The 14,613-nt window shown below is 40.5% G+C and carries 12 protein-coding genes and 1 pseudogene; 2 read left to right on the top strand and 11 right to left on the bottom strand.

The features are described from left to right. Positions 1–106: 106 nt before the first annotated feature. The 7 genes from hemH to apt all read right to left on the bottom strand — a co-directional run bounded on the left by hemH (position 107) and on the right by apt (position 7,756). Positions 107–1,078, bottom strand: a complete 972-nt coding sequence (hemH, locus tag M1E93_RS05600; protein ID WP_004922414.1) for a ferrochelatase — start codon at positions 1,076–1,078, stop codon at positions 107–109. A 128-nt stretch (positions 1,079–1,206) separates the two neighbouring features. After that, a complete protein-coding gene (adk, locus tag M1E93_RS05595) occupies positions 1,207–1,851 on the bottom strand; it encodes an adenylate kinase (protein ID WP_014656554.1) in 645 nt (214 codons plus the stop codon). Between the two features lie 192 nt (positions 1,852–2,043). After that, a complete protein-coding gene (gene htpG / locus M1E93_RS05590; protein ID WP_004922423.1) occupies positions 2,044–3,918 on the bottom strand; it encodes a molecular chaperone HtpG in 1,875 nt (624 codons plus the stop codon). 268 nt (positions 3,919–4,186) lie between these two features. Beyond that, complete coding sequence (gene recR, locus M1E93_RS05585; RefSeq protein WP_426207181.1) at positions 4,187–4,786, bottom strand: recombination mediator RecR; 600 nt, start codon at positions 4,784–4,786, stop codon at positions 4,187–4,189. Continuing rightward, the gene (locus tag M1E93_RS05580) at positions 4,786–5,115 is read right to left on the bottom strand and encodes a YbaB/EbfC family nucleoid-associated protein (protein WP_426207180.1); all 330 of its coding nucleotides are present in this window, start codon (positions 5,113–5,115) and stop codon (positions 4,786–4,788) included. The genes recR and M1E93_RS05580 overlap by 1 nt, the downstream gene beginning before the upstream one ends. 49 nt (positions 5,116–5,164) lie before the next feature. Next, entirely contained in the window at positions 5,165–7,096 is a 1,932-nt protein-coding gene (gene dnaX / locus M1E93_RS05575) for a DNA polymerase III subunit gamma/tau (RefSeq protein ID WP_004922436.1), read from the bottom strand. A 108-nt stretch (positions 7,097–7,204) separates the two neighbouring features. Beyond that, a complete protein-coding gene (gene apt, locus M1E93_RS05570) occupies positions 7,205–7,756 on the bottom strand; it encodes an adenine phosphoribosyltransferase (RefSeq protein WP_004922439.1) in 552 nt (183 codons plus the stop codon). A gap of 146 nt (positions 7,757–7,902) precedes the next feature. Here apt and priC point away from each other — a divergent pair, with 146 nt between their 5' ends. Then, entirely contained in the window at positions 7,903–8,451 is a 549-nt protein-coding gene (gene priC, locus M1E93_RS05565) for a primosomal replication protein PriC (RefSeq protein ID WP_053110366.1), read from the top strand. Positions 8,452–8,534: 83 nt separating this feature from the next. Here priC and M1E93_RS05560 read toward each other — a convergent pair whose 3' ends face one another. After that, positions 8,535–9,503, bottom strand: a complete 969-nt coding sequence (locus M1E93_RS05560; protein ID WP_036941308.1) for an FUSC family protein — start codon at positions 9,501–9,503, stop codon at positions 8,535–8,537. Positions 9,504–9,901: 398 nt separating this feature from the next. Between M1E93_RS05560 and M1E93_RS05555 the strand changes: the two genes are divergently transcribed. Further along, positions 9,902–10,072 (top strand): DUF2496 domain-containing protein, encoded by a 171-nt coding sequence (locus M1E93_RS05555; RefSeq protein WP_004922449.1) that lies wholly within the window; start codon positions 9,902–9,904, stop codon positions 10,070–10,072. Between the two features lie 6 nt (positions 10,073–10,078). On the opposite strand, the pseudogene mscK reads toward M1E93_RS05555, so the two are convergent. From mscK to acrR, 3 genes and pseudogenes are all read right to left on the bottom strand, one after another. Then, a pseudogene (mscK, locus tag M1E93_RS05550) lies at positions 10,079–13,468 on the bottom strand (mechanosensitive channel MscK). Positions 13,469–13,537: 69 nt separating this feature from the next. Next, positions 13,538–13,891, bottom strand: a complete 354-nt coding sequence (locus M1E93_RS05545) for a DsrE/DsrF/TusD sulfur relay family protein (RefSeq protein ID WP_004922455.1) — start codon at positions 13,889–13,891, stop codon at positions 13,538–13,540. Between the two features lie 14 nt (positions 13,892–13,905). Continuing rightward, positions 13,906–14,556 carry a multidrug efflux transporter transcriptional repressor AcrR gene (acrR, locus tag M1E93_RS05540; RefSeq protein ID WP_426207179.1) on the bottom strand — a complete coding sequence of 217 codons (651 nt, stop codon included), beginning with the start codon at positions 14,554–14,556 and terminating at the stop codon, positions 13,906–13,908. Between the last annotated feature and the right edge of the window lie 57 nt (positions 14,557–14,613).

Raw genomic sequence — 14,613 nt, 5'->3', positions numbered from 1 at the left:
AAAATACAAATATTAACAATAAATTAACTTTTTATATTAACTAGTATAGTGAATTTTGATACTTATGATATATCGATTAACGCCATATTTAATATCAATTACAAGTTTAGATTGTATTTATTGTACTAGTAATAAGTAATTTAAATAAGTTAATACTATCATCATTATCATTCAACGCAGGGATATAATGATACGATTCTCCGCCCTGACTTTTGAAAAAGTGTTGATTTTGCTCACTAATTTCTTCTAGTGTCTCTAAGCAATCCGCTGAAAATCCGGGGCAAATAACTTGCACTGACTTTACACCTTGTGAGGGTAATTGCTTCATCGTTTCATCAGTATAAGGGGTTAACCACGGCTCTCTCCCAAACCGAGATTGATAGGTCATCAATACTCTCTCTGCTGGGAAATTCAAGGCTTCTTTGACTAAACGTGTCGTTGCTTCACACTCTTGAGGGTAAATATCCCCAGTGTCTGCATAGCGTTTAGGAATACCGTGAAATGACAGTATTAATCGATCAGGCTCCCCGTGCTGCTCAAAACTTTGCTCTATGGAATTGACCAACCCTTGAATGTAGGCAGGATGCGTCGCATAGCTACGAATAAAATGTAAGGACGGTATCGTGCGCATTTGGCGGAAAATTGCCGAGATCCCATCATAAACTGCGGCGGTGGTTGAACAAGAGTATTGTGGATATAAAGGTAGCACAATCAACTCTGTCACACCTTGGCTCATTAATGAATCAATTGCACTTTTCAATGATGGTGAACCATAGCTCATCCCAACTTCCATTGGGATATCAGGAAAACAAGCTGATAGCTTTGCTTTCTGACGTAGCGTGTAAGCAAGTAAGGGTGACCCCTCTTCTGTCCAAATCGATTGATAGAGTTTAGCCACTTTTGGTGAGCGAAATGGCAAGACAATACCGTATAAAATAGGCTTCCAAATCGCACGTGAAACATCAATCACTCGTACATCGCTTAAAAACTCTGCAAGGTAACGTTTCACTGCTGGGGTTGTTGGGGAATCAGGGGTTCCTAAGTTAACCAATAAAATGCCGTATTGACTTTTTGACATGGTAATTACTCCTTAATGATAATTATTCCCAACTTTATATCACAAAATATTGTCTTTTATTGTTTTCTAATGCTTGAAAAGCAAAGGCAGCGATAATCGCTGCCTTTGTTGATAACTATTGTTGAATATTAGCCAAGGATCTTCGCTAATTCTTCACTCACTTCAGTGACCTTGCGTGTACCATCGATTTTGAAGTATTTGGTGTTACCCGCATCAGCTTCTTTTTGATAGTAAGCAACCAAAGGTGCTGTTAAGTCATGGTATTCAACCAGACGCTTACGCACGGTGTCTTCTTGGTCATCTTTACGGATAGTCAGCTCTTCACCAGTGACATCATCTTTGTTTTCAACTTTAGGTGGGTTAAATGTCACATGATAAACACGACCCGATGGCGCATGCACACGGCGACCAATAATACGTTCAACAATGATTTCATCAGGCACATCGAATTCTAATACGAAATCGACATTAATGCCTGCTTCTTTCATCGCGTCTGCTTGAGGAATGGTACGTGGGAACCCATCCAACAAGAAACCATTGCGGCAGTCATCTTGTTTGATACGCTCTTTAACCAATGCAATCACTAACTCATCAGTCACTAATTTACCATTGTCCATTAGCTCTTTTGCTTTTAAACCTAGCTCACTACCTGCTTTAACTGCTGCACGTAACATATCGCCAGTTGAAATTTGTGGGATACCAAATTTCTCCATAATAAATTGAGCTTGAGTGCCCTTACCGGCGCCTGGAGCACCGAGCAAAATAATACGCATTGCGTAAACCCCTTGCTATTTAGTTTTTTATAATTTGAAAAGAAAACAAGATACCATACCATTAGCATGCCGCTTTACTCAAGAAGACACGTAAACGTTTTCGCATTTAACTTCTTTCGCAAAAGAAAAAAACCACGCTAAAGCGCCCGCTAAAACGTGGTTTTTGCTCAAAAACGAAAATCAATTATCTCATTATTTCATTAATAATTCATTGATTTTGCGGATAAATAAGTTTGGATCTTCTAAGGTACCGCGTTCAGCGAATAGCGCTTGATCAAGTAACACATTAACCCAATCTGCAAACAGCGCTTCATCCGTTATTTCAGATGCTTTTTTAACCAATGGGTGTGAAGGGTTCAGTTCAAAGTTGTATTTAACTTCTGGCGCTGTTTGACCCGCTGCAGCAAAGAGTTTCGCCATTTGAGTACTCATTTCATCCGCATTGGTCGTGACAATCGCTGGGGTATCCGTTAAACGATGCGTTAACTTAACCTCTTTGACGCGATCACCCAGCAACGTTTTTACTCGCTCAACAAATGGCTCTAACTGTTTATCAGCTTCTTCTTGCTCAGCTTTGTTTTCATCCGCCAGCTTATCTAGTGACTCATCAGCCTTACTAACAGATTGGAACTGTTTGCCATCAAACTCTGACAGATAGTTCATCATCCATTCGTCGATACGATCAGAAAGTAGCAATACTTCAATGCCTTTCTTACGGAATAGCTCTAAATGTGGGCTGCTCTTCGCGGCAGCATAGCTATCAGCAGTGATGTAATAAATTTTTTCCTGACCTTCAACCATGCGAGCAACATACTCTTCCAAAGACACATTTTGCACGCTGCTATCGTTATGGGTTGATGCAAAACGTAACAGTTTAGCGATAGCTTCACTGTTACTCATATCCTCAGCAGGCCCTTCTTTCATCACTAAACCGAACTGTTGCCAGAAAGATTGGTATTTTTCTGCGTCGTTTTTCGCCAATTTTTCTAACATTTGCAGAACACGTTTAGTGAGTGCACTACGTAGGCTACGAGTCAATGCGCTGTCTTGTAAAATTTCACGCGACACGTTGAGTGGTAGGTCGTTTGAATCCAATACACCGCGGACAAAACGTAAATAGTTTGGCATAAATTGTTCTGCATCATCCATAATAAAGACGCGCTGAACATACAATTTCAAACCATGGCGTTGCTCACGATTCCACAAATCAAACGGGGCTTGTGAAGGGATATACAGTAAACTTGTGTACTCTTGTTTACCTTCAACACGGTTATGAGACCAAGTCAGTGGGTCTGCATAGTCATGAGAGATATGCTTATAAAACTCGGTATATTCCTCATCGGAAATTTCAGACTTATTACGCGTCCACAGTGCTTTCGCTTGGTTAATTTTTTCCCAAGTGATAGTGCCATCTTCTTCGTTCTTAACTTCAATCTCAACAGGCAATGCAATATGGTCAGAGTATTTGCTGATTACCGAGCGCAAGCGCCAGCTATCTAAAAATTCTTTCTCATCTTCGCGTAAATGAAGGGTTATTTCCGTACCACGATCGGCTTTTTCGATATCAGCGATAGTGTATTCGCCTTCACCTGCTGATTCCCAAAATACCCCTTGATCTGCTGCTGCACCAGCCGCACGGCTGCGGACGGTCACTTTATCAGCCACAATAAATGCAGAATAGAAACCAACACCGAATTGACCAATCATTTGGCTATCTTTCGCTTGGTCGCTTCCCAGAGATTCTAAAAAGGCTTTTGTTCCTGATTTAGCGATAGTCCCTAAGTTCTCAATCACTTCATCACGGCTCATACCGATACCGTTATCGCTAATTGTTAGGGTGCCATCTTCTTTGTTCGCGCTGATACGAACACGTAACTCACCATCATTTTCATACAACTCAGGCTTTGAAAGTGCACGAAAACGTAATTTATCTGCCGCATCAGATGCGTTTGAAATAAGTTCACGCAAAAAGATTTCTTTGTTTGAGTAAAGAGAGTGGATCATTAACTGGAGAAGTTGCTTAACTTCGGATTGGAACCCACGAGTTTCTTGTCCTTTCATACTCATTAATGCCTCTTATATCATCAATCTAATGGGATAATTTTGACTTATCGATGGAGTTTAATTGGGGGCAAAAAATAGGAATTCAACTCATTAAGGTAAAAAATGCATTACAACAATAAAGATAACAGCTAACGAAAAGCGAAAAAAGAATGGCGAAACGCGGGAAGTTGCGAGCTACAGCGGGCCGTAAGCGTACGCACTCCAAGTCGCATACCTAAGTATGTGACTCAGATAGTTAGGAAGCCTGTAAAGCTGTAGCTTGGAGTAAAAATTAGAGGCGCTGACGACCCGCAAGTGAATGCGATAGCGTTGTGCCGTCAATCATTTCTAATTCACCACCGACAGGTACGCCATGCGCAATGCGGCTTGCAGCCACCCCATATTGGGCACACATTTGTGCAATATAGTTTGCCGTCGCTTCACCTTCTACAGTTGGGTTTGTCGCAAGTATCACTTCGATAATGGTTTCAGAAGACAACCTTTCTTCTAGCCTATCAAGCCCAATATCCATCGGCCCAATACCATCAAGGGGTGATAAATGCCCCATCAGTACAAAGTAGCGCCCAGAAAATTGCCCTGTCTGCTCAACAGCATAGATATCTGCTGGACTTTCGACCACACAGATCAACCCGTTTTGTTGGCGACGTGGATTTTCACAAATATTGCACACCTCTTGTTCTGTAAAGGTGCGGCAATCGCGACAATGACCAATTTCAGACATGGCTCGAGTGAGCGACTGCGCAAGGCGCATGCCGCCACTACGATCACGCTGAAGCAGATGAAATGCCATACGCTGCGCTGACTTTGGTCCTACACCAGGGAGACAGCGCAAGGCTTCCATCAATGACTCAAGAAGCGGACTTGTTTGCATTAGAACGGCATCTTAAAGCCTGGTGGCAATTGCATTCCACTGGAAACACTTGCCATTTTTTTTTTTTGCGTTTCTTCGATACGGCGAGCCGCATCATTAAATGCTGCCGCAATTAAGTCTTCTAGCATCTCTTTGTCATCTTCAAGAAGACTCGGATCGATTTCAACACGGCGGCAGTTATGTGAACCATTGATGGTAACTTTGACTAGGCCGGCACCAGATTCGCCTGTTGCTTCTAGATTGGCGATTTCTTCCTGAACTTTCTGCATTTTTTCTTGAATTTGTTGGGCTTGTTTCATCAAATTGCCCAAACCACCTTTACCAAACATAGTTATCTCTCACTACTGAGGCTACAGCTTACTAACAGAGACTGTAGCGTTAAACGGGGCGAATACTCTCTTCATCTAGCTGCGCATCAAACATTGAGCGTAGCTTTTGAATCGTTTTATCCGCAATAATTGACTGACGGGCTTGCGCCAGTTTCTCTTCATAAATCGCCTGTCGCCATTCAAGTGGCGTTTTTACTGCCGTATTATCATCTTGAACGATTTTCAGTTCAACAGGTTGACCATAATGTTGGCTCAATGCACTTTGTAACGCTTCATGCGCTGAAGGCTTATTCAAATGACGCTGTGCTGAGCGTAAATGAAGTACAATGTGCGAGCTGTCTATTTTCTCTATATATGAATTCAAAGCTAATTGTTCAACCAGCTTAGGAATATTTAATTGTGCGATCTCGGCAGACCAGCTATCACGCGCCCGACCTTCTTCAGTAATTTTCGCGGCTAATTCCGGGGTTTTCTCATATTCCAACGCTTCTTTTATTTCTGTTGGTGTTGTAACCGCCTCTTTGGTATTAGCCTCTTCAGACTGTGGACGCCACTGATAAGGTTTTGGTTTCGCCGCTTTTTTTGCGTCAGATGCGCGGCTAGCCATATTTTGTTGGTGCTGGCTAGTGACGGCGGCCAGCCTCTCAAGTGCTGACATCGCCGGCTTAGCCTTTTCAGGCGCGGCCGGTTTATTCTTTTTTGCGTCAGGTCCCTCATTTTGAGAGGAGTGTAACGCTTCCTTTGCTTTTAGTAGCTGCAATGTCGGGCTATTTTCCGATATTGCAGCATTTGCTGTTGCCGCTGTTGGCTTAGGCGGTACAGAACGAGCAGGCTCTATCGCTGTCGGTGCTGGTGCAGCCACTACCGTGGGTGTCACTGGCTCCTCAATAATGCTTTTGGGATGGAATGCCAGTGCACGTAACAGCGCCATTTCAACCCCCATGCGACGCTCAGGGGCATAGGGAAGATCTCGACGACCAACAAGCAAGGTTTGATAAAAGAGTTGCAAATCAGCAGGCGAGATCATTCGGGCAATTTGCCTGAGCCGCCCCTCTGTTGATGATGGATCCGTCTCTTTAACGGCTGGTAACAGCTGGATCATGGCAATACGATGCAACAAGGAGAGGATTTCAACCAGCAAATTCTCCCAATCCGCTCCTCGGCTCGCCGCATGCTCTACCTCTGACATGACCGCAATACCGTCAGCTCGAACCAAGGCTTCGATGATAGCGAGTGGCTGCTCATCATCGAGCGTGCCGAGCATTTGACTGACAATATCTGCCGTCACTTTTCCTTGCCCCATCGCAATCGCTTGGTCAGTTAGGCTGAGGGCATCTCGCAAACTGCCATCAGCGGCGCGAGAGATCAGTTGGCGCGCGCGAGTATCGTGTTCAATATTTTCTGCGGTGAGAATATGCTCAAGTTGCTCGCTGATTTGGCTGACATCCAACGCTTTTAGGTGGAATTGCAAGCAACGTGACAAAATAGTCACTGGCAATTTTTGCGGATCTGTCGTCGCCAAAAGAAATTTGACATGTTCAGGCGGCTCTTCAAGGGTTTTTAACAACGCATTGAAGCTATGGCGCGATAGCATATGAACTTCGTCAATCAGATAAACTTTGAAGCGTCCACGTGCAGGGGCATACTGAACGTTATCCAGTAGCTCTCGCGTATCTTCCACTTTTGTTCTGGATGCCGCATCAATTTCAATCAAATCCACAAACCGCCCTTGTTCTATCTCTTGGCAATTTGTGCATTTACCACAAGGTGTCGCAGTGATCCCCGTTTCACAGTTAAGACCTTTAGCAAACAGACGAGCAATTGTCGTCTTGCCGACACCACGAGTGCCTGAAAAAAGATAGGCGTGGTGAAGCCTCTGGTGTTCCAGACCATTTGCAAGCGCGGTCAATACATGTTGTTGACCTACGACATCTGAAAATTTTTGGGGGCGCCACTTACGGGCAAGTACCTGATAGCTCATGAATTATGCAGTTTCTAAACATGGTATATAGCACCATGCTACCACAGCCTCTGCCCTTACGGCGAGACCGTGATAAAAATAGTAAGGAAAATAGTGAGGAAACGAGAATTAGTGACCTGGGAACTCGACTAAGCTAAATGAGTGGATCCCTTCTGCGGCAAGGCGCTCCTCGCCACCTAAATCAGGTAGGCTAATAATGAAGGCAGCATCAACAATTTTAGCACCGAGTTGCTTGATCATTCTTACTGTCGCTTCAATCGTTCCCCCTGTTGCCAGCAGGTCATCAATGACTAAGACGTTATCTTCAGGCTGGATACTGTCTCGATGGATTTCAAGAGTATCTGTACCATATTCCAAGTCATAGGTCATACTTAATACTTCACGGGGCAATTTCCCTTTTTTACGTACAGGAACAAAACCAACCCCTAAACGTAATGCGACTGGTGCACCAAACAGAAAACCGCGGGCTTCAGTACCTACAATTTTAGTTACCCCTTTATCTTTGTAATGGTCAACCAACAAATCGATGGTGGCCTGATAAGCAGCAGGGTTATTTAATAGTGTGGTAATATCGCGAAATAGCACCCCTTCTTTTGGGTAATTAGGGATGGTTGCAATACTTTCTTTAATTAATTGCAGTTGTTGCTCTTTAGCAGTCATAATAAGTGCCAATCAGTATAGTAAACACGAAAAGGTAGAATCTATTTAAAGTACCATAAAAATGCAATAAGGGGCTGCTTATTTGCGGCAAGTTTTATTGTTACACATCAATTTTCCATGATTTTTCACTTTTAGCGAGAACAAAAATGAAAGTACAGCCTCTTTTAGATGCGCTAAAAACGCAAATTGACGCATTGCAAGCTCGTATTGCGCCTATTGCAGATCAGGAATTTTCACACGCTCGCTTTGATACTCAGCTTTTTAGTACAAAATCAACGCATCTAGGAGATTGCCAGAAAGAGTTAGATAAGTTGTATCAGCAACTTTGTCACAGTGTGTCACTCAACCATAAAGAACAAGTTAACTTTCTGACAGAAAAAATTGCTCACCAAATTCAAGCGCTATCTCGTGAACTATCGACACAGGGCTTACGTAAAAAGGAGAGTCATTATCAAGAAAAGAAAGAGCAAGTCGACCTATATGAGCGTTTATCCCAACATCAAGACTATGAGCGCCGTTTATTAGCAATGGTGAGTGAACGCGAATTACAGTTAAACAGTCTAACCAATCAGGCACAACGCCACCAATGCCAAAAAGATATCGCCGCATTAGCCGGCCGTTTATACCGTTGCCGACAAGCGTTGATACGAATCGAAAAAGCAATAGAACATCAAGAAAATCAATATTTAGATTAAATAAAGCGAACCATTTTTGGATGTAGCCTCATTCCATAACAGAAAACGAAGGCTACACAATTGCTTTATATTAATAATCTTGATTACTTACCTTTCATAACCAATTTAATACAGTAGCTACTTACTATCGCAAATAGACCCCCTATCAATGTTTCCATGATCCTTTCGGACAATAAGTGATAGTCAACATTATTAAAGTAAATCGACATTTCAATAAGCGATAATACAAGCCCTGTGAGACAAATTGTTCCAAATACGTTATTTTTCTTTGTATTACTAATTGGAATTAAAAACGAAAAGAGAAGAATTAATGCAAAACCAATGTATGGCATTAATACCGATGCGTTAAATGCCAAGTAAAGAACAAAAACAACAATCAATGTGCCAATCACTCTATCACGAGTTAATTTAACAATATTTGTTAACTTAGGATTTAATACAAAAATAAAGGTCAAAGGCGCCCAAAAGAAGTGATCAACGTTGATTGCTCTTGATGATAAGACACAACATAATAAACCAACTGCGTAGATCAGTGACTGGCAGATCAAATGGTAAGTGACCCTATCCCTTTTTAATGAAATATACCTTTTAATTTGAAAAAAAGTAATTTTCTTCCGTTTACTGATGCTATAACAAAAGGTTAGTGTTATGAACGTCCCGATCAGTAACCCTATCACCAGACCATCAAAACTGGATTTATTCAATGTCGCCCCTATGATGAAGAAAATCATAAAGTACTTAAATGACATCTCTAAAGAGGAGTCAACATTATAAAGTTGATAGTAGAAAAAAGGTGATAAGAATAAAACAATAAAAAATAGATAGCTAAAACCTAAATAGTAGCCAAGTGCAGTTCCTACAAAAACAAACAGCGAACATAATAATGAATAAATTATATTTTTATAACGTGTGGCTTTATTAAAAATAGTATAACCATGAAGTGTTGATAGCGAGCTCCATAACGTCGCATCAATACCTGCAATATAATAAGTAACAATAAAACTTATCACTATACAAATTGTTAAATAAAAACTTTCTGATAATTTCACCACAAAATCACCTAGTTATACCACTAATAATAACTAGCAACATTAGCACGCATATAATTCAATAACAATAAATATACTGTCATAATGTTAATAAATAAAGAAATAACAATTTTTAGATTATCAAATTAATGCAATCTATTTTCAGTCATCAATAAAAGATGAGTTGAATTAATAATTTTCCGATATATTTAACATTAGTAGTATCATTATTCGATTTAGCAATTCATATACTCATGATAAATATGCTCAATATCTGTTCATGTTTTACAGTGAAAATCATCACCGTTATCATTAAATAATATCAACTTGCTCACATTTCGATAAAAATTTAATATCTATCAATATATAAATAGCAAAAAATTCGTATCATAATAGCCCGCTGTCAATAATAAGGAGTCAGAATGGATTCTTTAAAAGATGCCCCAAAAGAAACACAGCTTGCTGTTGATTTAATCTACTTACTTGAAACATCAGATATTGAAACTGATATTGTTCTCAAAGCCCTTGAAATTGTAAAACATGACTATTTAGTCAAACAGGCTGCCGAAGCAACCTGTTTAACCAATGACTAAACCGTGTTAATCGTTATCCCCTTTCTTTAAATTTGGGTCACGCTTAATTTCTTGGATCACTTCACCTTGGTCATTATGAAGGTGAACTTCTAGTTGGTTAAAGGCGATATTGATATCGTTTTCACGGCATAACCTGTCGATTGCACGATGTACTTCATCGCTGGTCGTTCCTCTATCACCAATTTGGCGTACATAAAAACGCAATTCATGATCTAAGGTGCTCGCCCCAAATCCTGTGAAATATACCGCTGGTGCAGGATCTGTCATCACCTTACTATTCGATGTCGCCGCATTAAGTAGCACTTGTTTCACTTTATCGAGATCAGAGCCGTATGCCACACCAAGTGCAACCGTGATCCGCGTGACAGTATCTGAAAGCGACCAGTTAATTAGGCGTTCCGTTACAAATGCTTTATTTGGGATGATCACTTCTTTGCGATCAAAATCAATTATGGTTGTTGCTCGAATACGGATCTTACTCACCGTACCTGAGTAGGTGCCGATAGTCACGGTATCGCCAATACGGATCGGGCGCTCAAATAACAAAATGATCCCGGAAACAAAGTTAGCAAAGATTTCCTGCAAACCAAAACCTAAACCAACCGTTAATGCGGCCGCTAACCATTGCAATTTGCTCCATGTGATACCTAGCATACCTAGAGAAGTTATCGCCCCGATCCCGACAATAATGTAAGTTAAAATTGTCGTGATCGCGTAGGTTGAGCCTTGACGTAATTTTAACCGTGATAATACTAAAACCTCTAATAATCCCGGCAAGTTACGAGTCATGATCCATGCCACCACAATAATCACCATAGCCAATAATAAGTTTGCTAAGGTCACCGACTGTAAGGTGTTGCTACCTTCGGCGGTCGTTGCCGTGTAATGCCATAAATCAACACTATCTAAAAATGAGAAAATAGTAATGAAATCAGACCAAATGGCATAAAAACCTAATGCAAAGATAATAAACAAGACCATTGTGGTTAAGCGCAATGATTGTTGGCTAATAAGCTCAATCGTCATTGGTGGCTCTTTAATTGGCTCGTTCTCACTCTCCTCTTGGTTTTGTGCTTTACGACGCTCAATTGCGCGTTGATAAGCGAGTTTCCGAGCCACTAACGTTAGACCACGTAAACACGCATTGTAAGTGATATACCAAAGCAGCAATAAATACAGGCTATCTAACCAACGATTAGCAAGACGCAACGTTGTATAGTAGTACCCAGCCATCATTAAACCAATCAATACCAAAGGCGAGAACGTTAATATTGTTATCACTACTGAACGCGTTAAATGGCTGCCCTTCTCTTTCCAAATATGTTTGCAAAATGGCAATGTAAAAATAAACAGCATCAACAATGACAATAAAACAATTAATTGCCCAATCACGTCTTCAGAAACTTTTAGAGGATTAATCACCCCATACGTAGAAAAATAAATTAATGGTAATAAAGGCAGTGACAGACGCGTTACTCGACGCCGTGTTTGTGCAGCAAATTTGGGGTCAATACCAAAATGTTTTTCTGCAATTCCTTTGGGTTTTAACACACGCCAAGTTAATTCAAATAACACCCAAAAAGTGGCTAATTGCAAACAGAGCGCCCAAACAAATTCACCTTGAACATTACCTGTTTTTAAAAACCAGTAACCTAAAGCCACCAGCACTAACGCCGTCGGTAAGGTTTGCAAAAGAGTCAAGAACAGCGCGAATGGCGTATTTAATAAACTATCTTGCCTTAAGCTAGATAAGCTTTGATTTATCTGTTGTAGGCGAGCCGAAATTTTGTGGTATAACTAAACAAACACTAACGCTAATAATAGCAGTGGAACAACGACAAATAATGAGTTTGTTATTCCTTTTTTGATGCTGCCTTTTGACAGGCTAAAATCAAAATTATTGATTTGTTGTGTTGCCGCTTCTGGAAATGCACTGACCCAAGTAAGGTCGATCGGCTTATTACTGTTTACCCAGAAAATTTGTTGCGCCAACGTATGTTCCAGTGAACTCATTACACTCAATAACTGTTTTTGGTCGAGCTGCAAATTAATGGCCTGAGAAATTTGGTTACCTAATTGCAGGTTTAATTCATCTAGTAATTCACGCCTTACATCCAGCAGCTTCGTTAATGCCTCTTTATCTTCTGTGGAAAGTAATTGGCTATTACCTTGCTCAGCGCCTGATTTTTCTGCTAATTGCTTTTCTATATTCGCAATATAATTATTCACTTGGTATAAAGCGTCACGTTGTTGATTAACGTCAAACTGCTCCAGACGTAAATCAGCAATCGTATTAGGCAGAATTTTGGTTAAAATATCATCAGGAAGGTCAATTTGTTGCTGGAATAAAATACGCGATAACAATAGGCTTCCACGTAGGACATTAATTTGCTCTTTCAAGTTGCGTTCTGATTGCGTTGCTCGTTCTAGCCACGCTTTCACGCGAATGCTATTTTGTACCATGCGGTTATTTCCTTGAGTGACTTCAATCAAGCGCTCACTCAGGGCATTATTCATCGCTAATTCTTTTTGAATTAATGGGTTTTGTTTTAGTTGTAAATCGCTTTCAGTGGAGGTTTGTGCTTCTCTTGCCGTTGCTTCAGAGTCATTAAGCCGTTTATCACTGATATAGGATTGAAGCAATTCAATCCGTTTTTCAAGTTGTTCGATATAAAAAATCGTATAGTCACGTTGCTTTTGTAATACTTCTTGCAACTGAGTATTGCCTTGTAATACCCGCTTTTGATATTCATTTTGTTGTTGCAAATAATTCTGCTCTATTTGCAGTAGCTCAATTTGCGTATCGCGTAACTTTGCCGAGTCATTAAATACATTATTTAATTCATTGCGAATTTCTTGTAACCGACGAGCATTCTCCAACATGATGGTTTGCGCCCTTTCAGGCTGAGTTTGCAAACTAATTAAATAGCTATTATAGCTAGCCAAATCATTTTGCTCTGCTTGTAGCTACTCTAGGGTATTACTGAGCATAGTTTCCAGCTGACTTTGGGGAATGTTTTTGATGCTATTAGCAAAATTCAGTGCATCTTCTTCGCTACTCTTTTTAAGCTGCTGCAAAGCACGAACAGCATGCCTTGCATCTTCACCCGCTCTATCTAGACTTTTTTGCAGTTCATCCGACTTGCTATCAAGTTTGTTTAACTCATCATAAAAACCCAGCGACTTTTCAATATCTGCAATAGCCAGTTTATCTTCAGCACTCGGATGGCTTTTTTTATTTAATGTATTCAGTTTATTTTGAATATCATTTTTACTTGGAAGAGAGCTATTTACCACCGCATGGCTATAGCCAGAAAAAAGCAACATAAAGAGTGCGCAAATCATGATGAATTGCCGAACCCATTGATATTTAGTCGTCTGCATGGATGAACCCATAAAAGGTTTTTTTGTATCTTGTTGAGTCAATAATGTACTGCTAACTTTTGCTAACAGCACATTATATTTTTAAAATGTCAGAACCTTATCTGCTTCTAATGTCCAAGCTGCAAGTTCAACTAAAGTGCCAATTTCCACGCCATCGGCTAAGGGAAGTTCACTCACACCACGTGCATCTGTGCAGGTTTTGCATAATTTCACCGCCACTTGCTGTGCCGTTAGAATTTCCAACATCTGTTGAATATTATAACCTTCTTTCGGCTTTTGCCCCTTAAGACCCGCTGTAACCGCATCTGACATTAAAAACACTTTCAGTTCTGTTTGTGGGTGCTGCTCTTTGAGTGTAATCGCCAAACGTAATGAGTTAAATAAAGTTTCATTACCATAAGGGGCGCCATTAGCAATAATCAAAATTGATGACATGGTATTTTCTCCGGTTATTCAGTCTGATCCGTTTTTACGCGTAATGATGGACTGTATTTCAATGTTTCTAGCATCGTTTCCACCAATATTTCCGTACGTTTATGTATCTTAAAACTATCAGGCTGCAATAACCAGTTTTCAAGTAACCCAGCCATCATGGCGCGGATCATAATTGCCCCACACTCTAAATCGAGATTAGCTGGGAGTTGCCCTGCTTCAACACAATGGCGTAGGAGTTCAATGATACGATGATGGCTAGCAACGTAATTCTCTTTTTTTAAATCAACAATGGCCGCCATATCCCCTACCAATTCACACTTGTGGAACAGAATATCCATCAAAGCGCGGTTTTTAGGGCTTTCAATAAAATCTGTCAAAATATAAACTAAAATTTCTTTTAGAATTGCCAGTGGATCATTACTATACTTCAAACGATAATAATTTTCGGCCTGTTGTATTTGACTGTCACTAAACTCACAAGCTTGGTGGAATAGGTCGACTTTATTTTTGAAATGCCAGTATATCGCTCCGCGGGTCACACCAGCGGATTTGGCAATATCGGCTAAAGATGTCGCCGATACACCTCGTTCAGAAAAGGTTTTGATGGCAGCATCTAAAATTTCCTGACGGGTTTCTTCGGCCTGTTGTTTAGTTTTTAGTGCCATTGTAACTCGTTTATCGACAAAGCTGATTTACATACATTCGTGTATGTTTGTACTATA

The organism is Providencia sp. PROV272, from assembly GCF_049901975.1.
GTDB classification, from domain to species: domain Bacteria; phylum Pseudomonadota; class Gammaproteobacteria; order Enterobacterales; family Enterobacteriaceae; genus Providencia; species Providencia stuartii.
Note: the sequence above shows the minus strand (reverse complement) of the source record. Positions and strands in the feature narration are given on the sequence as shown.

What these genes read in the sequence shown, in the direction of transcription:
- hemH (WP_004922414.1), bottom strand. Translation starts at nt 1,078, where the DNA reads ATGTCAAAAAGTCAATACGGCATTTTATTGGTTAACTTAGGAACCCCT.
- adk (WP_014656554.1), bottom strand. Translation starts at nt 1,851, where the DNA reads ATGCGTATTATTTTGCTCGGTGCTCCAGGCGCCGGTAAGGGCACTCAA.
- htpG (WP_004922423.1), bottom strand. Translation starts at nt 3,918, where the DNA reads ATGAGTATGAAAGGACAAGAAACTCGTGGGTTCCAATCCGAAGTTAAG.
- recR (WP_426207181.1), bottom strand. Translation starts at nt 4,786, where the DNA reads ATGCAAACAAGTCCGCTTCTTGAGTCATTGATGGAAGCCTTGCGCTGT.
- M1E93_RS05580 (WP_426207180.1), bottom strand. Translation starts at nt 5,115, where the DNA reads ATGTTTGGTAAAGGTGGTTTGGGCAATTTGATGAAACAAGCCCAACAA.
- dnaX (WP_004922436.1), bottom strand. Translation starts at nt 7,096, where the DNA reads ATGAGCTATCAGGTACTTGCCCGTAAGTGGCGCCCCCAAAAATTTTCA.
- apt (WP_004922439.1), bottom strand. Translation starts at nt 7,756, where the DNA reads ATGACTGCTAAAGAGCAACAACTGCAATTAATTAAAGAAAGTATTGCA.
- priC (WP_053110366.1), top strand. Translation starts at nt 7,903, where the DNA reads ATGAAAGTACAGCCTCTTTTAGATGCGCTAAAAACGCAAATTGACGCA.
- M1E93_RS05555 (WP_004922449.1), top strand. Translation starts at nt 9,902, where the DNA reads ATGGATTCTTTAAAAGATGCCCCAAAAGAAACACAGCTTGCTGTTGAT.
- M1E93_RS05545 (WP_004922455.1), bottom strand. Translation starts at nt 13,891, where the DNA reads ATGTCATCAATTTTGATTATTGCTAATGGCGCCCCTTATGGTAATGAA.
- acrR (WP_426207179.1), bottom strand. Translation starts at nt 14,556, where the DNA reads ATGGCACTAAAAACTAAACAACAGGCCGAAGAAACCCGTCAGGAAATT.